This window comes from Thermosynechococcus sp. HY596 (assembly GCF_030518715.1).
Lineage (GTDB): Bacteria > Cyanobacteriota > Cyanobacteriia > Thermosynechococcales > Thermosynechococcaceae > Thermosynechococcus.
In genome coordinates, this window is record NZ_CP130346.1 from 969872 (window position 1) to 995421 (window position 25550).

At 53.9% G+C, this 25550-nt stretch carries 27 protein-coding genes and 1 tRNA gene; 14 read left to right on the forward strand and 14 right to left on the reverse strand.

Going from position 1 to position 25550, the window contains the following annotated elements; translation table 11 throughout:
- Positions 1-58 precede the first annotated feature (58 nt).
- Positions 59-1378 (forward strand): class I SAM-dependent methyltransferase, encoded by a 1320-nt coding sequence (locus QYC28_RS04910; protein WP_302679935.1) that lies wholly within the window; start codon positions 59-61, stop codon positions 1376-1378.
- Here the strand turns inward: QYC28_RS04910 and QYC28_RS04915 are convergent.
- From QYC28_RS04915 to dapF, 4 genes are read right to left on the reverse strand one after another with little or no spacing between them, the layout of a single operon-like run.
- Positions 1370-2482, reverse strand: coding sequence for a DUF819 domain-containing protein (locus tag QYC28_RS04915; RefSeq protein ID WP_302679936.1), 1113 nt, complete (start codon positions 2480-2482; stop codon positions 1370-1372). The genes QYC28_RS04910 and QYC28_RS04915 overlap by 9 nt on opposite strands.
- Positions 2475-3194 carry a peptidase gene (locus tag QYC28_RS04920; RefSeq protein ID WP_149818713.1) on the reverse strand — a complete coding sequence of 240 codons (720 nt, stop codon included), beginning with the start codon at positions 3192-3194 and terminating at the stop codon, positions 2475-2477. Before QYC28_RS04920 ends, QYC28_RS04915 begins: the two co-directional genes overlap by 8 nt.
- Before the next feature lie 9 nt (positions 3195-3203).
- A complete protein-coding gene (locus QYC28_RS04925) occupies positions 3204-4106 on the reverse strand; it encodes a VWA domain-containing protein (RefSeq protein ID WP_149818715.1) in 903 nt (300 codons plus the stop codon).
- Positions 4107-4113: 7 nt separating this feature from the next.
- Positions 4114-4974 carry a diaminopimelate epimerase gene (gene dapF, locus QYC28_RS04930; protein WP_149818717.1) on the reverse strand — a complete coding sequence of 287 codons (861 nt, stop codon included), beginning with the start codon at positions 4972-4974 and terminating at the stop codon, positions 4114-4116.
- Positions 4975-5003: 29 nt separating this feature from the next.
- On the opposite strand from dapF, the gene QYC28_RS04935 reads away from it, so the two are divergent.
- Positions 5004-5222, forward strand: coding sequence for an Hfq-related RNA-binding protein (locus QYC28_RS04935; protein ID WP_149818719.1), 219 nt, complete (start codon positions 5004-5006; stop codon positions 5220-5222).
- Here the strand turns inward: QYC28_RS04935 and larC are convergent.
- Together larC and QYC28_RS04945 are read right to left on the reverse strand one after the other, a co-directional pair.
- Positions 5214-6413 (reverse strand): nickel pincer cofactor biosynthesis protein LarC, encoded by a 1200-nt coding sequence (gene larC, locus QYC28_RS04940; protein WP_302679937.1) that lies wholly within the window; start codon positions 6411-6413, stop codon positions 5214-5216. The genes QYC28_RS04935 and larC overlap by 9 nt on opposite strands.
- 72 nt (positions 6414-6485) lie before the next feature.
- The gene (locus tag QYC28_RS04945; protein WP_302679938.1) at positions 6486-6815 is read right to left on the reverse strand and encodes an MGMT family protein; all 330 of its coding nucleotides are present in this window, start codon (positions 6813-6815) and stop codon (positions 6486-6488) included.
- A 383-nt stretch (positions 6816-7198) separates the two neighbouring features.
- Here QYC28_RS04945 and QYC28_RS04950 point away from each other — a divergent pair, with 383 nt between their 5' ends.
- From QYC28_RS04950 to QYC28_RS04990, 9 genes are all read left to right on the forward strand, one after another.
- The gene (locus QYC28_RS04950; RefSeq protein WP_149818725.1) at positions 7199-7936 is read left to right on the forward strand and encodes a V4R domain-containing protein; all 738 of its coding nucleotides are present in this window, start codon (positions 7199-7201) and stop codon (positions 7934-7936) included.
- Positions 7917-8492, forward strand: coding sequence for a hypothetical protein (locus QYC28_RS04955; RefSeq protein ID WP_302679939.1), 576 nt, complete (start codon positions 7917-7919; stop codon positions 8490-8492). Before QYC28_RS04950 ends, QYC28_RS04955 begins: the two co-directional genes overlap by 20 nt.
- 9 nt (positions 8493-8501) lie before the next feature.
- The gene (locus tag QYC28_RS04960) at positions 8502-8987 is read left to right on the forward strand and encodes a phycobilisome protein (protein ID WP_149818729.1); all 486 of its coding nucleotides are present in this window, start codon (positions 8502-8504) and stop codon (positions 8985-8987) included.
- Between the two features lie 56 nt (positions 8988-9043).
- Positions 9044-9715 carry a V4R domain-containing protein gene (locus QYC28_RS04965; protein ID WP_149818731.1) on the forward strand — a complete coding sequence of 224 codons (672 nt, stop codon included), beginning with the start codon at positions 9044-9046 and terminating at the stop codon, positions 9713-9715.
- A gap of 50 nt (positions 9716-9765) precedes the next feature.
- Positions 9766-10248 carry a 2Fe-2S iron-sulfur cluster-binding protein gene (locus QYC28_RS04970; protein ID WP_149818733.1) on the forward strand — a complete coding sequence of 161 codons (483 nt, stop codon included), beginning with the start codon at positions 9766-9768 and terminating at the stop codon, positions 10246-10248.
- A 38-nt stretch (positions 10249-10286) separates the two neighbouring features.
- Positions 10287-11087, forward strand: coding sequence for a tetratricopeptide repeat protein (locus QYC28_RS04975; RefSeq protein WP_149818735.1), 801 nt, complete (start codon positions 10287-10289; stop codon positions 11085-11087).
- A 94-nt stretch (positions 11088-11181) separates the two neighbouring features.
- Positions 11182-12972, forward strand: a complete 1791-nt coding sequence (locus QYC28_RS04980) for a serine/threonine-protein kinase (RefSeq protein WP_286626876.1) — start codon at positions 11182-11184, stop codon at positions 12970-12972.
- A gap of 43 nt (positions 12973-13015) precedes the next feature.
- Positions 13016-13984, forward strand: a complete 969-nt coding sequence (locus QYC28_RS04985; protein WP_149818737.1) for a metal-binding protein — start codon at positions 13016-13018, stop codon at positions 13982-13984.
- Positions 13981-14517 (forward strand): hypothetical protein, encoded by a 537-nt coding sequence (locus tag QYC28_RS04990; RefSeq protein ID WP_286626878.1) that lies wholly within the window; start codon positions 13981-13983, stop codon positions 14515-14517. The genes QYC28_RS04985 and QYC28_RS04990 overlap by 4 nt, the downstream gene beginning before the upstream one ends.
- 29 nt (positions 14518-14546) lie before the next feature.
- Here the strand turns inward: QYC28_RS04990 and cobT are convergent, their stop codons facing one another.
- From cobT to QYC28_RS05010, 4 genes are all read right to left on the reverse strand, one after another.
- Positions 14547-15635 (reverse strand): nicotinate mononucleotide-dependent phosphoribosyltransferase CobT, encoded by a 1089-nt coding sequence (gene cobT, locus QYC28_RS04995; protein WP_302679940.1) that lies wholly within the window; start codon positions 15633-15635, stop codon positions 14547-14549.
- Positions 15632-16402, reverse strand: coding sequence for a peptidoglycan editing factor PgeF (pgeF, locus tag QYC28_RS05000; RefSeq protein WP_302679941.1), 771 nt, complete (start codon positions 16400-16402; stop codon positions 15632-15634). Before pgeF ends, cobT begins: the two co-directional genes overlap by 4 nt.
- Before the next feature lie 44 nt (positions 16403-16446).
- Positions 16447-16740: a nucleotidyltransferase family protein gene (locus tag QYC28_RS05005; RefSeq protein ID WP_149818744.1), complete on the reverse strand. Its 294-nt coding sequence runs from the start codon at positions 16738-16740 to the stop codon at positions 16447-16449.
- Between the two features lie 79 nt (positions 16741-16819).
- On the reverse strand, positions 16820-17533 hold the full coding sequence (locus QYC28_RS05010) for a phycocyanobilin:ferredoxin oxidoreductase (RefSeq protein WP_149818747.1): 714 nt from the start codon (positions 17531-17533) through the stop codon (positions 16820-16822).
- Positions 17534-17620: 87 nt separating this feature from the next.
- Here QYC28_RS05010 and shc point away from each other — a divergent pair, with 87 nt between their 5' ends.
- Positions 17621-19564 carry a squalene--hopene cyclase gene (shc, locus tag QYC28_RS05015; RefSeq protein ID WP_286626882.1) on the forward strand — a complete coding sequence of 648 codons (1944 nt, stop codon included), beginning with the start codon at positions 17621-17623 and terminating at the stop codon, positions 19562-19564.
- On the opposite strand, the gene QYC28_RS05020 is transcribed toward shc, so the two are convergent.
- Together QYC28_RS05020 and QYC28_RS05025 are read right to left on the reverse strand one after the other, a co-directional pair.
- Complete coding sequence (locus tag QYC28_RS05020) at positions 19561-20400, reverse strand: M48 family metallopeptidase (RefSeq protein WP_226972018.1); 840 nt, start codon at positions 20398-20400, stop codon at positions 19561-19563. The genes shc and QYC28_RS05020 overlap by 4 nt on opposite strands.
- A gap of 88 nt (positions 20401-20488) precedes the next feature.
- Entirely contained in the window at positions 20489-21478 is a 990-nt protein-coding gene (locus QYC28_RS05025) for a cysteine synthase A (protein ID WP_302679942.1), read from the reverse strand.
- Between the two features lie 137 nt (positions 21479-21615).
- On the opposite strand from QYC28_RS05025, the gene QYC28_RS05030 reads away from it, so the two are divergent.
- Positions 21616-21702 (forward strand) — tRNA-Ser (locus QYC28_RS05030).
- Between the two features lie 113 nt (positions 21703-21815).
- Here the strand turns inward: QYC28_RS05030 and QYC28_RS05035 are convergent.
- Complete coding sequence (locus tag QYC28_RS05035; protein ID WP_149818755.1) at positions 21816-22610, reverse strand: site-specific DNA-methyltransferase; 795 nt, start codon at positions 22608-22610, stop codon at positions 21816-21818.
- 15 nt (positions 22611-22625) lie between these two features.
- On the reverse strand, positions 22626-23168 hold the full coding sequence (gene pyrR, locus QYC28_RS05040) for a bifunctional pyr operon transcriptional regulator/uracil phosphoribosyltransferase PyrR (protein ID WP_190278235.1): 543 nt from the start codon (positions 23166-23168) through the stop codon (positions 22626-22628).
- 360 nt (positions 23169-23528) lie between these two features.
- Here pyrR and uvrB point away from each other — a divergent pair, with 360 nt between their 5' ends.
- The gene (uvrB, locus tag QYC28_RS05045; protein WP_286626885.1) at positions 23529-25538 is read left to right on the forward strand and encodes an excinuclease ABC subunit UvrB; all 2010 of its coding nucleotides are present in this window, start codon (positions 23529-23531) and stop codon (positions 25536-25538) included.
- Positions 25539-25550: the final 12 nt, after the last annotated feature.

A 25550-nucleotide genomic window follows, 5' to 3' on the forward strand; every position in this document is an offset into this window, starting at 1 on the left:
AGCGCCGTCATTCTGTAGGATTAATTTGACAGAGAAACGAACCACTTGGGAGAAATAGATGGCTGCTACGGATGATCTAGAGAAAATTCGCCGCCAGTTTGACTATGGTCCCTATCCCCGTGTTGCCATTGACAAAACTCCCAAGGATGAGCCGAATGTTCTCTTTGTCCACGATTTGGTGACCGCCTTTTATGTGCGAGATCATCGGGTGCCAGAGACCAAGGGCAAGCGGATTCTCGATGCTGGTTGTGGGACAGGTTATAAGTCCTTGGTGTTAGCCATTGCCAACCCCGGCGCGGAAATTGTCGGTATTGACCTGTCCCCTGAGTCTGTGAAGTTAGCGGCAGAGCGACTCAAGTTCCATCACTTTGACAACGTTTACTTTGAGGCGCGCTCCATTTTGGATTTACCCAGTTGGGGCGAGCAGTTTGACTACATCAATTGCGATGAGGTGTTGTATCTGCTGCCTGACCCCGTCGCAGGCCTCAATGCCCTCAAAAGTGTCCTTAAGCCCGATGGTATCTTGCGCGCCAATCTCCACAGTGCGCTGCAACGCTTCCCCTACTTTCGTGCCCAAAACCTCTTTAAGCTGATGGGCTTGATGGACGACAATCCCGAAGAAATGGAAATGGACATTGTCCGCGAGATCATGAAAGAACTCAAGGATGGTGTCGATCTGAAGGTTCGCGCTTGGAACCCGCACTATGAGAAGGAGGAGAGTAATGAGACCCTCTTGGCGAATCATTTACTGGTGGGCGATAAGGGCAGCACGATTCCCCAACTCTTTCAATACCTAGAAGCAGCGGGTCTGGAATTCATTTCCATGGTTAACTGGCGCCACTGGAATCTGGTGGATCTCTTCAAAGACCCAGAGAACCTGCCCACCTTTTTAGCGCTGAGCTTGCCCGATGTGCCGCAGGCGGTGCAATTGGAGATGTATGAACTTTTGCATCCCGTGCATCGCCTCTTGGATTTTTGGTGTAGTCCGCAACCCCGTGCCGCGGTACCCGACTTAGGGGAATGGACTGAGGAGCAGTGGGATCAAAGTACGATTTATCTGCATCCGCAACTGCGCACTGAGGCAATCAAGGAAAAATGGCTAGGGTATCTCAATGACCGCATGATTGTAGACTTGGGCACATTTATGTCCTTTTCTAGTCCCACGTCGGTCTATGTGGATCCGCTGGGATTGGCAACACTGCTGCCCTTGTTTGATCAGCCCCTTCCCTTTCCAGAGCTGTGCGATCGCTATCAACGCTTGGCACCCCTCGACCCCGTCACCCTAGACCCCATTGAACCAAGGGTGGCACGGCAACAACTGCAAGCCCTCTTGACCCGCTTGGAAGTGAGTTTATTTGTTTTGGTCAGCCTACCCTAGGCCCATCCAGCCAAGAGCTTGGGCAAGTGCTAGTCCCAAATAGTTGGCGATCGCATAGCCAAGCAGTCCCAGGGTAATCCCTACCCCCATTAACTGAGGCTGATGCCGACCGGTGGCTTGGGCAACGGCTGTGGTTGGTCCCCCCACTGCGGCTTGGGAGGCAAGGGCAATCAGTTCCACATCCAACTTCAGGAGTGTCCCAAGACCAAAGGTGACAAGACCGTGGGTCAAGACAATCACAGTAGCAAAGAAAATCATGTCCAGTCCCACTGGAATTAGCGAGGGCACATGGGTACCGGCACCAATCACCGTAAAAAAAAGATTCAGGCCAAACATTCCCAAAGCGCCCGTGCCCCGCAGGTAACGCATCCACTTAAATTGCGCCAGCGCCAAGCTGAGGGTGGTAAGCCAGACAATGGTGGGAATTAGCGGCCAAAACTGATGCAGTGCCGTTGACAGGACCAAGATAGCCACAGCCAAGCTGAGGAGAATGGCTAGATCTAGGGGGGCGATCGCTGAGGTGGTGGGCAGGGGAGTCACCGTAGCCGCTTCCCCCTGATCCCGTGGTGGATAAAAATGTGCCAACAGCGAAGGCAGACTCAGCGTGGTGGCCAGCCAAATGGCCGTGAGCAGGTTATCCGCCGTCGTTGCCGCACTAAAGAGCAAATCCGAAAGGTTGAGGGCACGCCCAACCCCCACAAAGTTAATGCTGCCGCCAATATAACTGGCCGCCAAACTGCCCGCCAAGCGGGGGGTATCCCCGAGAAACCGACTGTGGAACAGCACACTGGCAAGGAGCGCACCCACCAAGGTTCCAAAACTAGCAAGGCCAAAGGCTAACAGGGCCGATCGCCCCAAGCGCCGCACATCCTGTAAATTCACCAGCAGTAGTAGCCAGACGATCGCCAACGAGGTGATGGTGCCGTAGATCGTGTCATAGACCGGCGATTGTTGGGGAATAAGACCCAAATTTGCACAGATGGCCGCCAAGATCAAAATGATCAGCGAAGACCCCAAGCGTGCCGCCCAGCGAAAGCGATGCTCTAGCCATAGCCCCAGAGCCGTCAGGGTTAATAGGATGCCCCAAAGGATCAAGTCATCCATGGGGGGGCAACTCCGCTAGCCGCTGTCCCAACCGTGTCGGCTGCTCATAGACCCGCCGCAGGGTATTCACATCCCGCTGTGAAATGGGGGGCGGATCCGCCACTTGGGCAAAATAGAGGGCATCAGTGGGTAGGGGGCTATGTCCCCAAATGCCGAGGGCATGACCCAGTTCATGGCGCAGCGCTGCAAGGACAAACTTGGCAGCTTGAGTCGGACGCACCACGACACGGCAGCGATGGCGCAGCACCCCTTGGCTATCCACAAAGAGTTCGTAGCTGGTTTCAGCAAAGCGGGCGCGGCGGTTATTTTGATCCGTGGGTCGCTGCGAGAGCAAGCGAATATTCGCCGCTAGGCTGGCATCCACAATTTTTAGGGGCAAATAGGCGGACCACTCCTTTACGGCCTGTTCTGCCGCTGCTTGCCACACATGGTTCGGATCCCACGGCGGCGGTTCAATGGCAACGGTGACCGGGAACTCTGTCCACAGTAGATAGCCCACTTCCACCGCTTGGACTTCATCAAAATAGTCCTCACCTTTCCTAGGAATCTCAGCTAGGGAGGGGGGCAACGGATAATGCACTGCTGCTGGCAGTTGGATATTCTGGCGCGTCAGGTTTGCGGTGCCTGCCAAAGACTCCCAATTCCCTTGGGTACCGCCCAGCATCAATCCTAGGGCAACCATGCACACCAAGAACCACCAGCGACGCTTCATCTTTGCTCCTCAACAGGTCTGTACAAAGGGCCAGCCCGGAAATCGCCAGAGAATGATGGGAATTGCCACTGTCCAGAAAAAGGCATTGAGCAAGGCAATTTGACCCGCCAGATTCATCGGCAAATGCAACCATCCCTGCAGCACCCAGCGATCCAAGGGCAAGACCAAGAGCCACATAAAACAAATGACGGCCATTCCGCCCCAAAAGATTGGCCAGCGGGCGTTGCTATTGAAGCCCTCAAAAAAGGTTTGACCCACCAGTTCTTCGAGAATGGCGACGGGGGCAGAGCGGTATTGCCCACCTGTGACTTGGGTAGCGGCGGCGAGTTGCGGAGCATGATCACCGACAACAATGGCGTTGATTTTGACTCGTTGTTGGCGGGCATTGGCCACCACGCCTGCATCTACTGGGGCTTCCCCATCGGTAATGAGGAGCAGTTGGCGGCAGCGATTCGAGATCTGTTGCAGTTGTTGGGTGGCCATGGCGATCGCCCCCGAAAGATTGGTGGCACTGGGATCCACTTGGGCAAGCAAGTCACTGCGATTGAGGGCTTGATCCAGTTGGGTGAGGAGCAGATCACTATTGGTTTCAAACCGCGGCGTCAGAAACACCACATTGCGACCAAAGCCGTGGATCATGACTTCGTTGGGGTTGGTGAGTTCCCGTTGGTTACGTTGTAAGTAGAGCTTGGCAGCGAGCACCTGCTGCGCCATTACAGTTTGCGGTTGATTAAATTGCAACGGATTATTGCCAAACGTACTGCCGCTGAGATCAAGGGAGAGAACAACGGCGACACTAGGGCGTCCCCAATTCAACAGTGAGAAGAGCAACGCCAGCAGGACACAGCCTATGAAAAGAATGAGGGGAATCTGAAAAAGAGGGTAATACCACAGTTGTCGCCGACGAGTCATAACTCACCTAAGGCAAGGTACCGCTAAAGACTGCGAGGGCAGGCCCGGTCATATACAAATGTTGGCTAGGCAAATCCCAGCGAATATGGAGATCTCCCCCCGGCAGTTCAACCGTGGCTTGGGCTTGATCGCCCACAGGACTGAGGCGATGGGTCAAGACGGCAGCGACGAGGGTGGCACAGGCTCCCGTTCCACAGGCAAGGGTGATACCAGCTCCCCGTTCCCAGACGCGCATCCGCAGGCGATCGCTCCCTAGGACTTGCACAAACTCAGTATTGGTACGCTGGGGAAAAACGGGGTGATGTTCAAACTGTGGGCCAAGGGTTGCCAGATCAACCGCAGCGACATCCTCGACAAACGTGACACAGTGGGGATTGCCCATACTCACACACGTCACCAACCACGGGCGATCGCCCACCATTAGGGGCACATCAATCACCTTTTGATCTGCGGCTGCCAAGGTGGTGGGAATCTGCTGCGCCAAGAGTTGGGGTTTACCCATATCCACCGTTACCTGACCATCCGCTTGTACCTCTGGCACAATGAGACCGGCAAGGGTGTCAATGCGGTAGCGCACGATTTCGCCGGCGGAGCGACCCTCAAGGGCAAAAATAAACTTGGCCAAACAGCGAATGCCATTGCCGCACATTTCGGCCACTGAGCCATCGGCATTGTACATCCGCATGCGGTAGTCGGTATCCCCCGTGCCTGTCAGCAAAAAAATCACGCCATCGGCGCCGACCCCAAAGTGGCGATCGCACCAGTGTTGCGCTTGTTCTGGGGTTAAGAGCAGCTCTTCCTGATGGCGGTTGTCAATGAGTAGGAAATCGTTACCTAACCCTTGGTACTTCTGAAAAGATAGGCTCATAAAATTGAAAAGGTACGAGAGGGAAATCCATGACCGACGAATTCAATACGGCACTGCCCAGCATTCGCCAGTTGCAGACCTTCATTAAAGATAGCACCGAGGTTGAAGTCAAGCTCAGCACCAGTGATCTCGTGGTTGGTAAGGTGCGCTGGCAGGATATGAATTGCCTCTGCGTTGTCGATCACTATGATCAACCCACCATTATTTGGAAGCAGGCCATTGTCTTTATTAAACCCAAGCTAGCCTAAGGACCACAGTTGCAGCGCCACTGCCAAGGCCTCTTGATAGACCACCTGCCAAGGCTGCTGATGCTGACGGGCAAGGGCGGCACAGTCTTCGTATTCCGGCTGGACATTGAGCCGCTGTCCTTGGTGTTCGGCTACTTTCACCCGTACTTCACCAAAGACCGTTGCAATGGTTTTAATTTGGCGTTCAAGGATATAGCGCTCCTGTACCTGCCGCCGCAGCCCCAGCGTCGTTGTTTCCCGAAAGAGGGTCTGGACACAGGCGGCCTCAACACTGGGGGGACACAGCACCGTGAGCAACACCCCCAAGCGTGACTTTTTCATCGTAATGGGTTGGTAAAAGACCTCAATCGCACCAGCAGCATAAAGTTGTTCAAGAGTATAGCTGAGGGCTTGGGGTGTCATGTCATCCAGTTGGGTTTGCAGTTCGACAATGGTTTTTGCCGTAGTTGTTTCTGCTGAGTTCGGCAGCGTTCCCAACCAGAGACGCAAGAGATTCGGTAGGGGCAACTCTTGACTCCCAGCGCCTAAGCCCACCCGTTTCAATGTCATCGCTGGCGGCGCACCAAAGCCCTCACTGAGGGCACAGACAAGGGCAGCGCCTGTGGGTGTCACCAATTCTTTTTCAATACCGTTGCTGTAGAGGGGCACTTGGTAGGTTTGGCACAGTTGTAAGACCGCAGGCACGGGCACCGGCAATTGACCATGGGCAGCTTTGACCATTCCGCCGCCCGTTGGTAAAGCAGAGCAGTAAATGCGGCTCACATCAAGGTAATCCAGCCCTAAGCAGGTGCCGACAATATCCACAAGCGCATCCACCGCTCCCACTTCATGGAAATGTACTTTTTCTGGCTCAATGCCATGCACGGCGCCCTCAGCAATGGCCAAGGCTTCAAAAACCTTGAGACTCCAGTCACGGGCGCGATCGCTAAGGTGGGCGGCACGGATTTGCTTTGCAATGTCTGGCCAATGGCGATGGTGATGGGAGTGGCGATCGCGCAGATGCACCTGTGCTTTTAATCCCCGCTGTCCCTTGCGCTGCACTGTTTCAATGGTTAGCTCAAACTCATTGGCAATTCCCAGCTTTGCCAATTGGCTTTGGAGGTAGTCGAGGGGAACCCCCAGATCAAGGAGGGCACCCAGACACATATCCCCCGCCACCCCAGCAGGGCAGTCAAAATAGGCAACCGTCATAGCAAACTCACAGGTGCAGCGGCACTAAGGACTATGATACCGGGTTTATAGTGAGCGAAACTGCGAGGAGACTTACCCTACCGCTGAGGTTTCTGTGGCGATCAACAGCTCATCAACTATAACCGACGGTTGCCACTGGTAGCGCCTCAAGTTAATGCGATCGCCCGCCTCAAAAATAATCCCCTCTGCTTCTAGGCGCCAGCGCTGTAACTCATCCGTCCCTTGGCGTTGGGGCGCGTAGGAGATTTTGCCTTGGGCATTAACCACCCGATGCCATGGAATGTCAGAATTCGGTGCCACTTGATAAAGGGCATAGCCCACATAGCGTGCATGCCGTGGCCAACCACACAGGGCAGCAATTTGGCCATAGGTGGCCACACGTCCTACGGGGATTTGCTTCACTAACCAATAAATTTTTTGTTGAAACGTCAGTGCCTATGTATCTGTCTTCATAAGATTTCATATTTTAAGGCACATTCAACCCCTCTAAATCCGTATTCCTACGGAGGAAAGCATCAAAATGAACCCCCTAGATTAAACATTAAGGGTGGTAACAGGATTACTAAATTCAATTAAGAACACCTGCCCCCGAAAAGATAGATCGGTCATGATTTAAGCAGCAGCAATGCTGAGGCAGGGGAGGGTGGAATTCTTTGCTTTGTGTTGAACCATGATGTGTTTCTCATCTAATTGTTTTTTGCTGAATGATTGCTTCTATGCTTTTTTGACTTGAGCTCCCAATTGTCTTTGTCGATATTCTTGACGCTATTTGATGGAGTCGCCCTATGACCATGACCAGTTCCCGACCCCAAGCCGCCGCTGGCGATCGCTACGGTGTTAACCATCTCCTGCGCAAAAAATACCCGAAACGCCACCATCACTATGCTTTTTGGGACTTCTTTCAATTCGATAGCGATCGCGGTACCTATACCGATTGGAACAATGCCCGTAACCTCCTAGTGACTGAAGACTTCATCATTGGCCTCATTGAAGGCCTTGAAGAGGAAGTTGGCCCTGCCTCCAGCGTCGTCATGTACAAAATTGGTGAAGAATGGGGACGCCGCGATGCCCGCTTCTTCCAAGAGTGGTTTCCCACGGAATATGGCTATGAGCAGGGGATCAAGCAAATGCGGCTTCCCTATGTCCTCGAAGCTTGGTGGTGGCCCTGCACAACCCAAGGCTGGGGCAACTGGGAAGTGGATCTCAGCGAGCAAAAACATGGCTTTATGTTCATCAATATCTTTGATTCCGTTGTGGCCCGTACCTTGGGGGATGTTGGCCGACCCGTGTGCCACCTCTACGCAGGCCTCTTTGCCGGTTTCTTTAGCGGCCTGATTCAAAAAGAACTCAGTTGTATTGAAATCCAGTGCTACGCTATGGGGGAAACCTACTGCAAGTTCCTGCTCGGCAAGCAGGATCGCATTGATGCCGCTGCCTTCTGGCAAAACGAAGGAGCCTCCGCCAAAGATATTGAAAAACGGCTCCGCAGTGGAGAACTGGTCTATGAAAAACCTAAACGGTAATTGGCAACAGCAAGCCGTTGCTGAATTCTTTGAGGAACTGAACTGGCTGGGCTTGGTGCGGCAGCAACCGGTGGCGGAAGCTGTGGTACTCAATTGGCAATCCCTGAAAGTTGGCGAATTTTGGCAGCGGGTCAATTGGCTGGGGCTTGAGGTCAAAGGGGCGATCGCTCCCACGAGTCCCACAGAATGGCCCAGCTATCGCGTCAAGGACTTCTTTGGTCACATCAACTGGGAAGGGATTAGGGTCATCTTGCCTGCGATCTCACCCCCCCTAGAGGAGGAAATGGCGGCTCCCCCCGTTGCTGCCCCTGCCACCCCTTGGGCTGCTTGGTCGGTAGAAACCTTCTTCCGCCAACTCAATTGGGAAGGCCGTCCGGATCAGGCCATTTCCCTCGAGCCGAGTCTGTGCCTCTGGCGCCTATCGGTCAAAGACTTCTGTGCCAGCCTGCCTTGGGCAGGCCAACCCGTAATTGCCCAAGTGAGGAAAGTGGAACCCCCGCCCCCTGCCCCCGTGGAACCCGAAGTCACCCTCTCAGACTTATCAAACCTGTTTTAGGAGATCCCTATGCACACCGAGTTAATGAATCTCTACTACAAAGCCGAAGAAAACTACCTCAGCAATGTGGACATCAAAGTCTTCCGCCACCACATCGAATCGCTCCAGCAGCGGTTGAACACCTATGAATTTCTGCGGGATCATGAAATTGATATCTTTCAGCCTGTGGCCGACACTCTGCAAAAGAAATACCCCACCGAAAATCCCCAAACCCTTGAGCAAGTGTTGCGTCAGGCGATCGCCCTACTGCGCTATGCCGCCATGGCCATGCTCCTGAATAACCCCGAGTTTTTGCAGCATCGGCTCCTCGAGTGGCTCACGGAAGTGGTCAACGCCCACCAAACCCAAACCCTATGGAGCAGTTGCCACGAGCTTCTCAGTGCCCGCCTCAAGGAAATGCTCACCGAGGCTGAACAGGACTTGATTTTGCCGCTGTTGGATCACGCCCAAGCGACCCTTGTGGGCTTGCCAGCGGTGGTCTCTGTCCACGCCTAGATTAGGGTTGGAAGTCTGCTGAAAGTGCTTGTTATGCCTACGAATGAGGATGTCCTATGATCTCTGTTGCTGATTTGGTCAAAGACCCCATCATCCCCGGCAACTACTACGCTGCCGATGCCTATGTACAGGGGGATTTTGAAACAGGTCTGATTGAAAACCGCAAAGGTGCCCGTCTCATTGCTCTACCGGATATTTTGCTCCAAGCCATCTATGCCGGCCTCGATCAGGAAGTGGGACAGGCCAGTGGGGTGGTTCTCTTTAACTGTGGTCGCTGGTGGGGCAAGAACTTTTATCGCCGCTTTGTCGAGGAGGTCAGCGAGTACTATCGCCGTCCCCTTGCGGAAATGGAAATGGTGGAGTTTCTCCAGTGTCTCAAGGAATGCTGGAAGACCCACGGTTGGGGCACGATTGATCTCGATGTGAGCTTCTACCAGCAGGGCTTTTTGGTGGTGAAAACGTGGGACTCCCCCTTTGCGGCGGCGGCTCCCAAAAATACGGGTCAGCCCCAATGCGCTGCCGAGGCGGGGATTTTAGAGTCCTTCTTTAGCCAATTGACTGGTCGCGATCTCCACTGTGTGCAAACCGCCTGTGAAACCCTAGGGGCAACCAATAACCTCTTTGTCTTGGGCTTGCGGGAGCGGGTCGAACCGGCTAAGGCTTGGCTGCAAGAGGGACAGGATCATGACACGATTATGGAGCGGCTGTGTCGCCCTCAAGCCGCTTGAGTATGATCCTAAAGTAACTCTCGATGCGTCATTAAAAGGAGAAAAGAGCAGTGGCCAAAGTTGTCAAACTTGAACCCATCTCGCGGGAAACCACGATTAATACCAATGACAATTTGCTGTCTGCTCTATTGGACTCTGAACTCCATGTGCTCAAGGAGTGTGGCGGGCGTGGAATGTGTGCCACCTGCCATGTCTATATCAAAGAGGGGATGGAGAGCCTCTCCCCAATCAATAAGCGTGAGCAACGCACCCTTGAGGTGATTACAACGGCAAATGCCACCTCTCGCTTGGCCTGTCAGGCACGGGTACTGGGGCCGGGGGTAGTGGTGGAGCTACCCTCAGGGATGTATGTCAACGCGGTTGAAGATATTGAGTCTTTGATTGGGCGGCGGGCTGAGCAGGATATTTTGCACCCCCTCGATGGCCGCGTCTTGGTGGAAGCGGGCAAGCTCATTACCCGCACGATGATTACCCAGTTGAAAGATACCCAAGTGCAGGTGGGGCAATATCTCGCCAATACGTCGGATGCCTAACCAACCACTTCATTTTCATCCTCAGGGAGGCACCATTTATGGAAGACCGTAGTTTAAATTCCCATGACACGCCATCTCGCAGGGGGCTAGCACCTCTAGAATGGGGCGCAACAGGGCTAACGGTTGTGTTGTCGGTGGCGGCGGCTGCGACCCAACAGGCCATTTTGACAGCGATCGCCCCTTTGCCCCTTTCGCTGGCGGTGGGCTTAAACTTAGTGAGCCGTAAAAAACTGGATGACCAGTTCCAAGCCTTTGTGCAGCAACAGGAGGCCAAAATTGCTGAATTGGTGGCGTCCCAAGGGCAGCAGCAGTCAGAGGTCGGCGGCCTCACCCTAGCCCTTAGTCAGGTGCGCGATCGCCTTGAGGATGTGCAACAACAGCTGGCACAGCTGGGTCAAGGGACGCAGCATCTCCACGACTATACCCGCATTCTCGACACGGAGCAAAAACAAATTGAACAGGTTCTCGAGTGCCTGCGGGAAATTGAGAAAAATACCCAAGTGATTCAAACCAACCCCAGCCATGCCAAGGCCTACTACAATCGCGGTCTCACCCATCAGCGGCTAGGGGATGCCGAAGCGGCGATTCTCGACTACTCCGAAGCCATTCGCATTAATGAGAACTATGCCAAGGCCTATCATAATCGCGGCGTTGCTCGCTCGACCCTTGGCGATCGCAAGGGAGCAGTAGAGGATTTGCGCACAGCGGCAAAGCTGTTCTTTGAACAAGGGGACATTAGCAGTTATCAGCGGGCACGGGATCTGGCCAAGCGCATCCATGAGGTGGGGAGTATTGAACAGGAAGACAAGGAAGTCCCCTTAGAAATTCTTTTCTCCTAAGAACCGATTGGCTGTGCGGCTCAATCTGCATGGACAGGGGCGAGATTGCGAATCATTCTGAGAAATGTTTTTCGTTGATGGTTGAGGCTCGTTGTTGGCCACGGCTCGTACTGCCCAAACCTCCCGTTACCGACTGGTGGATCTAGCCGGTCAAGGCCAGTACGGAAAAGTTTATCTGGCGGTCAATCGTGAGTCCGGTGACCTTGTGGCGATTAAGGTGCTCAGCGAGCAGCAGTTGCTGACCCGTGGCTTTTTGCGGGAGTTGAACTTTTTGCTGACGCTACAGCATCCCCATGTGGTGGGTTGTCAGGCGATTGACTATATTCGCGTGCGCCATAGCCCCCAAGTAAGCCGCAGTTTGGTAATGGACTATTGTGCCGGGGGGACATTGCGATCGCTCCTAGAGCAAGAACAGGCCTTACCCCTGACCACCGCTTTGCGCCTCACGTTGGATATTCTCGCAGCCTTGGCCTATGCCCATCATCGCGGCATTCTCCACTGCGATCTCAAACCGGAAAATATCCTGCTGGAGGTGACTGCTACGGGCTGGCAGGCAAAGGTGTCCGATTTTGGTGTCGCACGCCTCATTGAGGATGTCAAGGGCAGCGGTCAAACGGGATCTCCTGCCTATATGGCGCCGGAGCGTTTCTATGGTCAGACGCTGCCCGCTTCGGATCTCTATGCAGTGGGGATTCTCATGTACGAGATGATCGTTGGCGATCGCCCCTTTCACGGCACACCTGCTGAACTCATGACCGCCCACCTTAGCCGTCCCTATACCCTTCCTGAAGGCTTGCCCTTTCTGGTGCGGAGCATTATTACTAAAGCGTTGGATAAATTACCGCAGCGCCGCTATAAAAGTGCAGCGGAAATGACGATGGCGGTGCAATTAGCCCTAGAGGTGATCGAGGCAGAGCGTCATGAGCAGCCGTTGTTGTTCTCTAGGTCACCGGCGGCGGTTTGGCTGGGGGAACCCCAAGGCTATTCTTTAGCGATACCGCCCCAACAGGTTGCTAGTACGGCCACAAGGTTCTATGGGGTGGTGGGCGATCGCCTCTGGGCTTGGCAAGCTAGGGAGACTGTGCCCGAAGAGATGGGTCAATGGCCGCTCCCACCGCTGCCCATTCAACTCTATGGCGGTGAAGTGAGTACTTGGCTGCGAATCAATGTGCTACCCCCCCAGCTTTTCTGCATCCATGACCAGCTTATCCCCCTAGACTGTCGTCTTCACTCTAGCCTCAACCAATTAGCCATTGACGCCACTGGTTACTGGTGTGCAGAAACCGAGATTGATAGCGCAGCAGCGGAATTACAGCTTCATGTCCAACTGATCAATGGTCAAGGGCAGCGGACTCTCCGTTGTCAATGGTATGGACGAACGTTTGTGGATACCCTGCTCCTCAATCGTCGCTATGGCGTGGTGATTAGTCGATCGCACCATCCTGAGACGGAGCATGCCACCACCCATTTTCAACTCTTTGACCGCCGCGGACACTGGCGGCTATACACTCAACTGCCTGCCCACCTGACGTTGCTCACCCCTGCCCACCACCAGCCATGGCAACTAGCGGCCTTTGAAGACCATCCGCAGCAACCCCTGTTGATGCTTCTACATTTGCGCCCTTGGCGGGTTCAACGCTTGGGGCTGCGGTTTCGTCCCCAATTTCTCTGTGCTACCCCTTGGGGATACGTCGTGGCCGGTCGCCATCGTTTGAATTTGGTAACCCATGGCGGCGAAATTGTCGGCACGGCTGAAAGTGAACAGGAGATTTGTGGCCTCGGCTTTACGGGCGATCGCCACCTTTGGTTGATTCGTCACTACCAGGACAAGTATGTCTTGCAAACGTGGGACATTGCCACGTGGGAGATTGACCTCATCCTCTAAGCCAGCAGCCTATGATAGAAAGAATAGCCGTGGGATATGCCCCATGAAACAGCCCCAGATTCTCAAAATTACCCGCAAAGCGGCCAGTCTGAAACAAAAGCAAAAGCAGCAGTCATCTCCCACCACCCTTGATGTTACAGCGACAACGGTAGCCTCTGAACCCGTCGTTGAGGTAGCAGCGGGCGATCGCCACAATGCCGAGGGTCACCAACACTGGTGGAGTGAACGCTGGATTGGTGTGCTAGAGTCCTTTGGCTGGCGCCGACGGCTAGAGCGGGCACGCAATTATGTCCGTGAAGGACGGGTGCTCACCTTGGAATTCCAGGGCAACCAAGTCCATGCTCAAGTTCAAGGCACGGCTCCCGAACCCTATCACGTCAAACTGCATCTCGATGCCTTTAGTGAAGAGCAGTGGCAATATGCCATTGACGGCATGGCTCAAAAGGCTTTCTATGCGGCCAAGCTCCTCGCCGGGGAGATGCCCCCCAGTATTGAGGAGGTTTTCACCCAAGCCGGACTCAGTTTATTTCCCTTTACCAAATTTGACATCCACAGCCGCTGCAATTGCCCTGACCCGGTGAATCCCTGTAAGCACATTGGCGCGGTCTATTACTTACTGGGGCAGTACTTTAATGACGATCCCTTTTTGCTCTTTCAGTTGCGGGGCAAAACCAAAGAGGAGATTCTCCAACGCCTGCGCCACTATCGGGCAACGGCGACTACCCCCTCTATGGTGCCCACCCCCCCACCCCTCTATGAGCCACTGAAAACCGATGCTCCCTTTTGCCAATATCGCCAGCCCCTACCCCCAGAGTTAGTGGTGCTTGTCCCCAGTGGTCAACCCCATGCGGTGCTTTCAGTGTTACCCCCCTTTCCCCATGAGGTTCCCAGTGAAGTGGCGCAGTTAATGGCCACCCTAGAGCAGATGTACAGCAGTGCCAGTCTTGGGGCCTGTCAGTTGGCGATGAGTGAACCGCTGAGAGGAGATGAGGGAACCGAAAGTGAGCCATGAAACCCAACCAGTATGACGGTCAGGGCGAAAATCTCAAACGTGGTCTCAAAGCAGAGGACGCCTTCTTAGAGCTTGCCCGCAAGCAGGGATTCCAAGTTCACCACGCGAGCGAAGCTGCTGATATTCATGAGCACTGGGATTGTTTGTTGATTAAGGGGCATGAGTCCCTGAAAGTGGACATCAAGGCAGTCAAGAAAATTCAACGCCAAGACCCGCAGCCCCAAGATCAATACACTTGGATAGAATTGCAGGGGGTACGTGATCGAGGCTGGTTGTTTGGCGGTCACTCAGACTATATTGCCTTTCAAACGTTGAACTCATTTATTTTGGTGCAGCGCACAGCACTGATAGCGTTTGTGCAAAAGAATGTCGATCTCGCCGTTCTAGTGACCCAACCTACAGAGGCCCTAAAAAAACATCAAGGCAAATATCCTGTGTACCGTCGCTCAGGGCGGAGCGATCGCCTCATCTTAGTCGAAACCGATATTCTAAGACAGCTTCCGGGCAGTATCGAGTGGCTGAATCCCCAGTAACTTCCCCCTTTTCCCCAAGAAAGTCGCGATCACATCCCTTTAGACCAGCGATCGCCCAACCTGTCAATAATATCCACCATGGGTGAATTGCCCCAACCCGCCAGCAGATGGGCAGCAATGGCACACCCCCCTGCACCAACCCCTTCTTTGACAAACCCCTGTTCATAGGCACGCAGGGCAGGATGACGGGATGCGCTGAAATCAAGCTGCGTGTAAATGAGTGGACACTGAACACGCTCTGCCAAGCGGTGAATCTGAGCCGTTTGATCTTCAATCAGCCAGCGGGTTGTGCCCACCACGATTTGTTCGGGACACCAAGGCAGCTGACGCCACTGGGCGATCGCCCGTGCAAAGGCATAGACCGCGATCATTTGCGACCCCCCCGCCAGCAAAACGCCACAGGTTTGACTTGCCCGCAGGACCATAGCCGCCACAACCACCTGCATTGGATCGCCAATCGCCGCTACACAAGTGAAAGGATCCGCATTAGCAGGCAGATGGGCAAGTCCCTGTTGCACGAGTTGCCACTTTTGGGCATGGTTACTCTGGCGGTGGCTGCTGCCCACACAATCGCGAGCAGCAATGCCCAAACTTTCACAGAGGGCAAGGGCAGTAGTGGTGCCGGCAACCACACATTCAGCGATAATCAGCCACGGGTGATGCTGACTCAGCTTGGCGCCCCAAGACCACCCCTGTTGCCAAAGATGCGCCACCATTTGTGGTGCCATCGCTTCACCCGTCGTTAGGCAGCGCGCCGGGGCGCCCCCCAAGTCAATCATCTCGGGCAGACGCGGCAAAGGTAAACCCGCATCAAAGACGTAGAGGGGCAACGCCAAAGCCTCAAGAAGGGCACGACTAATTAGAGCAGGGGAAGCACCCGCCGTCAGCGGCGGCAGGGGATAGTGGTAGTGGGGTTGAATGCCTCGCAGCAGGAACTCGCCATCCGCTAGGGCTGTGGTTCGGCGATCGCTGGGGGTTTGACCCGCTGCCGAGATTCCGGGAATCAATGCCGTTTCCGTAAAGCCAAGAACACAGACTAGGGCAGGAAAGTCGGGGTGCTGGCAGTGGCGATCGCCCCAAGCGCGGGCAATGGATTCTCCCGTGGCAACGCCAATCATACTAATCGACTAATAATTCCCGACCACTGCACCTGCTTGAGGTGTTCACGGCGATAGGAGAAAAAGCATTCAGCATCGCGAAACGTACAGTGGGGAGACAGGGCAATTTGCTCGTCCCTTAGCCCCAATTGCAGCAATTGCAAACGATTCACCCGTGCCACATCCACCCGAAGTCGCTCAGGGTCAGGATCGCGAAAAACTACGGCTGGATCTAGGGCGGCTAAACGGTCGTAAAGCTCCTCACAGTCAGTGGTGTCAGTCACCCCCTCAAGAATGGTCTGCGCCAAGGCACGGGCAACATTCAGCCCCACTTGATAGACCTCACCGCGAATCGCAGGCCCCATGGCAATCCGTAAATTAGCAAGATCACTGCCGAATGCTTGCATCTGCTGGAGCGTGGCCTTAGAGATTTGGATCGCTGTCCCCCGCCATCCCGCATGAATCGCCGCAACCCGTCCACTCGCCACATCGGCAATTAGTAAGGGGACACAGTCAGCACTACACACCCAGAGGGCTTGATCAGACCCTGTGGCCACAAGGGCATCCGCTGCCAATCGTTCATCACGGGCTAAAACTTCTGCTGCCAAAGCAACGCGATCGCCATGCACCTGTTGGGTTCGTAGCGGTGTTGCTGTCGTGCCTAGGGCTGCGGTGAGGGTGCTGAGGTCTTGTCCTTGCCAATCGCGAGTAAAGAAGCCATGGGAAAACCCCTGCAAAAGATCGCAGGTAAGAAAGCGCCCGAGGTCAGTGGTTTGCCAGTGCCACATTGTCAGATCCAATGACAGCTAAACTATGGCGTTCTCGTAGCTCCCTAGAAGGCACGAATCGCCTCCTTTAATACCTCCTCCCTAAGCCTTGAACGTAAAGATTGGGGTGTGCCCAAATCAACAGAATAGTTTAAGATTTCCTCCAGATATTCTTTTAACTCAATGAAGGTAAATAATCCAACAGGCCTTTCAAACGCTACTAACAAATCAACATCACTTTCAGCGTGAGCTTCATCCCGTGCCACTGAACCAAACAGCTGCAGGGTCTTTACTGCAAATTTTTTAAGGGATTCTCGATGGTTTTCTAAGGTATTGATCACTAACTGAGGAGTCACCATTCCAATGTTTCCTTATTCTTTTAATCTGACTGATCCACTGGCTGATGCGGTTCATCGGGGAGAGAGTCCTTAAGGGGTTCTAGGCAGCAGGGGGCAAGTCAAAGAGAACGGTGGTCATATAGCGTTCTGCCCAAGCAGCACCAAAGGCTTTTTCCAGCACACGGCGGGTTTTATCGTTCTGCTGTTGCTGGTGGCAGTAGTGCCGTTGGCCGGCAATCACGGCTTCGGGCTGATCCGTGGGCACAGCTTGCTGGCTAAGTTGACAGTGGAGCGTGAGGTACTCACCAAGGCGATCAAGAAATTGCTGTTCCTCAGTGTCTCCCTGTGGCCGAATAAAAATGCAAAAGGGGGAGAAGATCTGTCCCCAAGGGGGCAACTCACGGGGTTGACTAAAGGTGAGTTTTGGCAAAACACTTAAGGCCGATGTATAGGCAACGGGCAACTCACCCGTTACCGGGGAGAGATCTACAATTGCGGCACTAATTTGCCCTCGGCCCCCCACGAGGTCACAGCCAAACATTGGCAGATCGTAGCGCGGCTCTGGAAACATGACACAGTGCAAAATGTCGAGACTCTCCCCCACCCGTGCCAGTTCAAGATGAAGTTTGCGAAAGGGCGGTGCTTGGTAGCAGTGGTTCTCAATCGTTAGCCGCTCCCCTTCCAGTTTGCCCTCGACATAACCGAGATCCTCAGGCAGGGTATAGGGGGCTAAGGGCAAAGTGCTCTGCCAAATCTGCTCAATGCGATCGGCGAGCCGCTGAATTAGGGGATGCTGGTGTTGACGGAGAGACATAGCCTTGATCCTAACCCAAGTCTGTGCCGCTTGCGAGGGAGCGATCGCCCCCGCTAAACTAACCAAGAGTCTAACAGCCGAGGAATCATGCAAACTCAAATTGCCGCTGCCATTGACCCAAAGCAACTCCAACAGGCGATTCGCGCCAGCCAAGACTTTCTCTTTTCACAGCAATATGCTGAGGGCTACTGGTGGGCAGAATTAGAGTCCAATGTGACCATGACCGCAGAGGTGATCCTGCTCCACAAAATCTGGGGCACCGAACAGCGGCTACCCTTGGCCAAAGCGGAACAGTATTTGCGCAACCATCAGCGGGATCACGGCGGTTGGGAGCTATTTTATGGCGATGGCGGCGATCTCAGCACCAGTGTGGAAGCCTACATGGGACTGCGGCTCTTGGGCGTCCCCGCAACGGATCCCGCCCTAGTGAAGGCACGGCAATTTATCCTTGCCCGCGGCGGCATTAGCAAAACTCGCATCTTTACCAAACTGCACCTTGCCCTCATTGGCTGCTACGACTGGCGTGGGATTCCCTCCCTCCCCCCTTGGATCATGCTCCTGCCGGAGGGTAGCCCCTTCACTATTTATGAGATGTCTAGTTGGGCACGTAGCAGCACCGTGCCGCTGTTGATTGTCATGGATCGCAAGCCCGTTTATGCCATGGATCCGCCCATTACCCTCGATGAACTCTATGCCGAAGGGCGGGCAAATGTGATCTGGGAACTGCCCCGCCAAGGCGACTGGAGTGATGTCTTTATTGGTCTCGATCGCGTTTTCAAGCTCTTTGAAATCCTAAACATTAATCCCCTTAGAGAACAGGGGCTAAAGGCCGCCGAAGAATGGGTGCTCGAGCGTCAAGAAGCCAGTGGCGACTGGGGCGGCATTATTCCGGCGATGCTCAACTCCCTATTGGCATTGCGTGCCCTTGACTATGCTGTGGATGACCCCATTGTGCAGCGGGGGATGGCAGCAGTGGATCGCTTTGCGATTGAAACCGAGACCGAGTATCGCGTCCAGCCCTGTGTCTCGCCAGTTTGGGATACTGCCTTGGTCATGCGCGCCATGGTGGATTCAGGCGTTGCTCCCGATCATCCCGCTCTGGTCAAAGCTGGCGAATGGCTGCTGTCCAAGCAAATCCTTGACTATGGGGACTGGCACGTAAAAAACAAAAAAGGTCAGCCGGGGGGATGGGCCTTTGAATTTGAGAATCGCTTCTACCCCGATGTGGATGATACAGCGGTGGTGGTGATGGCGCTTCATGCTGTGACCTTGCCTGACGAAAACCTCAAACGGCGAGCCATTGAGCGGGCAGTCGCTTGGATTGCCTCAATGCAGTGTCGGCCGGGGGGCTGGGCAGCCTTTGATGTGGACAATGACCAAGATTGGCTCAATGCCATTCCCTACGGCGATCTCAAGGCAATGATTGACCCGAATACTGCTGATGTCACGGCACGGGTGCTGGAGATGGTGGGGCGGTGTCAGTTGGCCTTTGACAGTGGTGCCCTCGATCGCGCCCTTGCTTACTTGCGCAATGAGCAAGAACCGGAAGGCTGTTGGTTTGGCCGCTGGGGGGTGAACTACCTCTATGGCACGAGTGGGGTGTTGGCAGCCCTCTCCCTTGTTGCCCCTCGCTACGATCGCTGGCGCATTCGCCGTGCCGCTGAGTGGTTGGTGCAGTGTCAAAATGCCGATGGTGGTTGGGGTGAAACCTGCTGGAGCTACAACGACCCTTCCCTCAAGGGCAAAGGGGATAGCACCGCTTCCCAAACTGCTTGGGCCATTATTGGCCTTTTGGCCGCTGGCGATGCCACAGGAGACTACGCCACAGAAGCCATTGAAAAGGGGATGGCCTACCTGCTGCAGACCCAGCGCGCCGATGGCACATGGCACGAGGATTACTTCACCGGCACGGGCTTTCCCTGCCACTTTTACCTGAAGTACCACTACTACCAGCAGCACTTTCCGCTGACGGCCTTGGGGCGCTATGCCCGCTGGCGGGGTCTTTTGGCTAATGAGAAAAAATCAGGCTAGAAGGAGCGCAGCTGTTGCTGGTAGGCCAAGGGATCGGTGCCACACAGGGGTTGGGGGGCAACCACACAGTCATTGCTCAAACCAGAGCGAATTAAATTTTCAGCAAGCAACTGGCGATCGCGCGGCGCAGGGTGGGTACTCAAAATCGTTGGCGGTGCCCCTCCCTCCCGTTGCAATTTCTGGAGAAATGTCACCATCGCCCGTGGATCATAGTTGCTGCGAGCCAATAGCCCCAGTCCATAGCGATCGGCTTCTAGTTCCTGCTCACGACTGCGGGGACGCCGAAAGGCAAGTTCCATGGCCATTTGTAGCCCGCGATCGCGATCCAAGCCGGCTGCGGTCATTAACCCCTGAGCGATCGCCATTTGTTGCAGTTGACGAATCACATGGCGCTGATCAATATGGCCAATTTCGTGGGCAATGACGCTGGCTAGTTCCGCCTCGTTTTCCGCCCGCAGCATTAGCCCTGTAGTGACATAGACAAAGCCCCCCATTGTGGCATAGGCATTGACTTGGCGGTCTTGGATGATGTGAAACTGGTAGGGCACACCTCGACGTTCGCCGACATTAACCAAGCGGTCACCAATGCTATTCACATAGTTTTGCGCAGCGGGATTGCGAACAAGGCGCATCCCTTGCCGCAGCATCTGCTCATGGATCTGTTGCCCCAAGGCCACCTCTTGGCGGGGCGAGATATTCGATAGTTGGATGACCTGAATCCCCTGCAACAGTAACCGCTGCCAGAGATTTTGGGCCTGTGCAGCCACAGGATGGAGAGCGATCGCCACCCCACAGACCAAGCTCGCAAAGAGGAGAAACCAACGTTGTTTTTTCACGGCTAATATTTCGCGTAAAATCCACACCCACGCCTAGCGGCTACTTGCCCCCTTCTGACCCCTCTATTTTAGACATTGTTCCCAAGGCTTAACGTTTTTTAATCTCTGGCACCCGTAGCCCTTTACTGGCCAGCCACTCTGAATTAAAGAGCCGCGATTGATAGCGGGAACCCCCATCGCACAACACAGTAACAATTGTGTGACCGGGTCCGAGTTCCTTGGCGAGGCGTACCGCTGCCCCCACATTAATCCCGACGGAGCCACCCATAAAGAGGCCATCGTAGTGCAGCAGTTGATAAATGATCTCAAGGCACTCTTGATCCTCAATTTGAATCGCATCATCAATGGGAGCGCCTGCTAAGTTGGCGGTAATGCGGCTATTGCCAATGCCTTCGGTAATGGAACTGCCACTGCTACTGAGGGTGCCCGTTTTCGCATAGCTATAGATGGCACTGCCCATGGGATCAGCAATCACAGTGCGAATGGTGGGATTTTTTTCCTTGAGGTACATCGCCACACCTGCATAGGTGCCTCCCGTGCCAGTGGCTGCTACCCACGCATCAATGTGGCCATCGGTCTGCTGCCAAATTTCCGGTCCTGTGGTTTCGTAGTGGGCTTGGCGATTGGCAAGGTTATCGAACTGGTTCGCCCAGATGGCATTCTCCATCTCAGCAGCAATACGGCCAGAGAGCTTTACATAGTTATTGGGGTCTTTGTAGGGCACAGCGGGAACGGGGCGCACCTCGGCACCTAGGGTACGCAACAGATCAATTTTTTCTTGGGATTGGGTATTGGGAATCACAATCAGACACTTGTAGCCCTTGGCATTACAGATGTGGGCTAGGCCAATGCCCGTATTGCCTGCTGTGCCTTCGACCACCGTACCACCGGGTTTGAGAAGGCCCTTTTTTTCAGCATCTTCAATAATGTAGAGGGCAGCCCGATCCTTAACAGAGCCACCGGGGTTGAGGAACTCTGCCTTACCGAGAATTTCACAGCCCGTGAGGTCGCTAAAGTAGTTGAGGCGAATCAGCGGCGTCTGCCCGACGGTGCCGACAAAACCCTGTTTAATATCCATGCCGTCGTTGTTTTAAGTTAACTGAATACTTTTATCGTAAAGGGGTTTGCCGCCAGAATTGCCTTGAGGGGGAGCGTGACGGAGTCAATCGCGAAGTGTGCCTTTGGCATTCACCTTTGCTATGATTGGAGATCCTTGGAGAGGTGGCAGAGTGGTTGAATGCGCTTGACTCGAAATCAAGTTTAGGGTAACACCTAACGGGGGTTCGAATCCCCCCCTCTCCGTTGATGTCGGCGATGGCTTAGAAAAATGGATACCTCGCTTTAGCTAGCGATAGATGTAGTGGCACGACTGACCTAGAAGCTTGGCTAATAGAACCTGTCAAGCTCGAAAAGTCCTATAAATTGATTACATCAAAAAGTGTAATCTCATTCAGGAGTCTCTCCTTTGCCAGTTCTGCATATCGAGGATCAATTTCAACGCCGACGCCTTTTCGTTTGTTGGCAAAAGCTTCCACCAGTGTTGTGCCGCTGCCACAAAAGGGATCGAAGACGATATCCCCCGGAAAACTAAAGAGCTTGATACATCGTCTCGGCAGTTCCCTTGGAAACGGTGCAGGGTGACCAATCTTTTTTTTGCTTTCGCCGCTGAATGTCCATAGCCCGTTTGTCCATTCCATAAATTCTTCCCGAGTAATATCGGCCTTTTCATCGGACTTGCGCCGCCACTCCTCTTTGTACAACACCACAATTAACTCCACAGGCGCAATCACATAGGGTGCTGAGGGCGACATCCACGATCCCCAAGCCGTCCGCCGCGAAATATTACCCTCATTCCAGACAATGGTGGACTGATATTTCCAGCCAACCTCTTGAGCCAAAACCGTCAAATCCGCGCCAACACTGCGCTGTCCCCCTTTGTTTTTATCGAGGGGAATGTTAAGGCAAAACCGCCCGCCCGTTTTTGTCCAGTGAAAACAGTTGGACAGCCAAGCGCGACTAAATTCTAGATAATCGCTGTAGGGGACATTATCTTTGACTGAGCGATATTCAAGACCCACATTGTAGGGCGGGGAAGTCACAATCAGGTCAATAAAAGGCTCAGTAAATAAATCAGCATCAAGGCTATTGGCATTGAATAGCCATGTATCTTTCATTTGAAAGAAGGCTTCTTTTTTTGAGATGAATGGCATTGAGTTTTCCCAAGATTAAGAGGGTTTCCATAGCTCTACCCCATCTCGCTGATCAATCCCCTGCAAGAGTACCTTGACCACTTCATCGCGAGCCGTGGGCAGTACTTTACCCGTAAAGTCGGGGTGAATCGGCAATTCGCGGTGCCCGCGATCGATGAGTACCAATAACCAAATGGCACTGGGGCGACCGTAATCATGGACGGCATTGAGGGCAGAGCGAATCGTGCGGCCACTAAAAATCACATCATCCACCAAGACCACAATCCGCCCAGAGAGATCCACGGGAATCAGGGTCTGACGCGGTGTGCGCGGGCCAATGCGATCCAAGTCATCGCGATAAAACGTGATATCCAACTCACCAATGGGGAGGCTCACTCCTTCCAGTTGTTCAACTTGTTGCCCCAACAGCTTGGCAAGGGGAACCCCACGGGTATGAATCCCCAACAACACTAATTTGTCGAGGGCATCGCGAGCCTTCTCCACCACTTGGGAAGCTAAGCGCGTGACAGTGCGCCGTAGATCATCGGCACTGAGAATTTCAACGACTTCACCAGCCATAGCCGTCACGGTAGGGAATTCACAGATTTTAGCGAAATTCCCGCAAAAAGAGACCCTACGCCAAGCGGGTAGGGCCAAAGACGCAGTTAGGAGGTATCTTGCTTCCCTACGATACTGCCGATATTTTGGGGGAGCGAAAGCTTTTACCAATTCTTTAGATTTGGCGCAATTAACTGTTACAATACACGAGAAACTGTTATTTAGAATACCAAATCTTAGGGCTGCTTTCTCAAATGGGCGAGGACGTGGTTTTGACCGTTTCAAGCGCCTTCAATCCTTCTGAACAAGATTTTGGGTGGCTCGCTCCTCTGTTGCTCGACTACCCTAAAAGCTAGGTAAGAATTCGTTAGAAATTGGGCAATGACCAGCACTCCCTTTCGTATTTACGCTCCCTTTGAACCGACGGGAGATCAACCCCAAGCCATTCAAAAGCTCGTCGCCGGCGTACGGGCGGGATATCGCTTCCAAACATTGCTGGGGGCAACGGGCACTGGCAAAACCCACACGATCGCCCGCGTGATCGAGGCTCTTGGTCGCCCAACCCTTGTGCTGGCTCACAACAAAACCCTTGCGGCGCAACTGTGCAATGAACTGCGCTCCTTCTTTCCAGAAAATGCCGTCGAGTACTTTATCTCCTACTACGACTACTATCAGCCTGAGGCCTACATTCCCGTTACCGATACCTACATCGAAAAAAGTGCCTCGATTAATGAGGAAATTGATATGCTGCGGCACTCCGCTACCCGCTCCCTCTTTGAACGGCGGGATGTGATTGTGGTTGCCTCGATTAGTTGCATCTACGGCTTGGGTATTCCAGCAGAGTACCTCAAAGCCGCGATTCCCCTCGAAGTGGGCAGTGAAATGGATCTGCGGCAACTACTGCGGCAATTGGCGACAATTCAATACACGCGCAACGATGTGGAACTGGGGCGGGGGCGCTTCCGTGTCAAGGGAGATGTTTTAGAAATTGGCCCAGCCTATGAGGATCGCATCATTCGCGTGGAGTTTTTTGGTGACGAAATCGAAGCCATCCGCTATCTCGATCCCCTGACGGGGGAAACATTGCAGAGTGTCGAACGCCTGAATATCTATCCCGCGAAGCACTTTGTCACCCCTGCCGAACGCCTTGAAGCGGCTTGTGCTGCCATTGAAGCGGAACTGCAAGCCCAAGTGGCTTACTTGGAAGCCCAAAATAAACTCCTTGAAGCACAGCGCCTGAGTCAACGTACCCGCTATGACTTGGAAATGCTGCGACAGGTGGGCTACTGCAACGGTGTCGAAAACTACTCACGCCATCTCGCAGGCCGCGCAGCGGGGGAACCGCCGGAGTGTTTGATTGATTATTTTCCTGAGGATTGGCTGTTGGTGGTGGATGAGTCCCATGTAACGGTGCCGCAAATTCGCGGGATGTTTAATGGCGACCAAGCGCGGAAAAAAGTGCTGATTGATCACGGCTTTCGGTTGCCCAGTGCGGCGGATAATCGCCCCCTGAAGGCGGAGGAATTTTGGCAAAAGGTGAAGCAATGTATCTTTGTCTCGGCAACCCCCGGCGATTGGGAATTGGCGGTGTCTGAAGGGCAAGTTGTCGAGCAAATTATTCGGCCGACGGGGGTCGTGGATCCAGAAATTTTTGTCCGTCCCACCCAAGGACAGGTGGATGATCTCTATGGGGAGATTCGCCTGCGGTGCGATCGCCAAGAGCGGGTACTGGTGACCACTCTCACGAAACGAATGGCCGAGGATCTCACGGAATACTTCCAAGAACGGGGGGTGCGAGTGCGCTATCTGCACTCAGAAATCAATGCCATTGAGCGCATTGAAATTCTTGAAGCCCTGCGCCAAGGGGACTTTGATGTGTTGATTGGTGTCAACCTGTTGCGGGAGGGACTGGATTTACCCGAAGTGTCCTTGGTGGCCATCCTTGATGCAGATAAAGAGGGCTTCCTGCGGGCGGAGCGATCGCTGATTCAAACCATTGGCCGTGCTGCCCGGCACGTCCGTGGACAGGCGATTCTCTATGCCGACACCCTCACCGACAGTATGCAAAAAGCCATCCAAGAAACGGAGCGCCGCCGCGCCATTCAACTGGCCTACAACCAAGCCCACGGCATTACTCCCCAGCCCATTGTCAAGAAAACCAGCAATGCCATCTTGGCCTTTTTGGATGTGTCTCGCCGCCTCAATGCCGAGTCGGTGCCTGTCTTATCTTCCCAAACCTTACAGGAACTGAGCCTAGAGGACATCCCCCAACTGATCCAAGACCTTGAGGCGAAAATGAAGGCGGCTGCCCAAGAATTGGCCTTTGAGGAGGCTGCCCGCTACCGCGATCAAATTAAGCGTTTGCGCGATCGCCTCGTGGGGCACCCCTAGAATTATGAACTT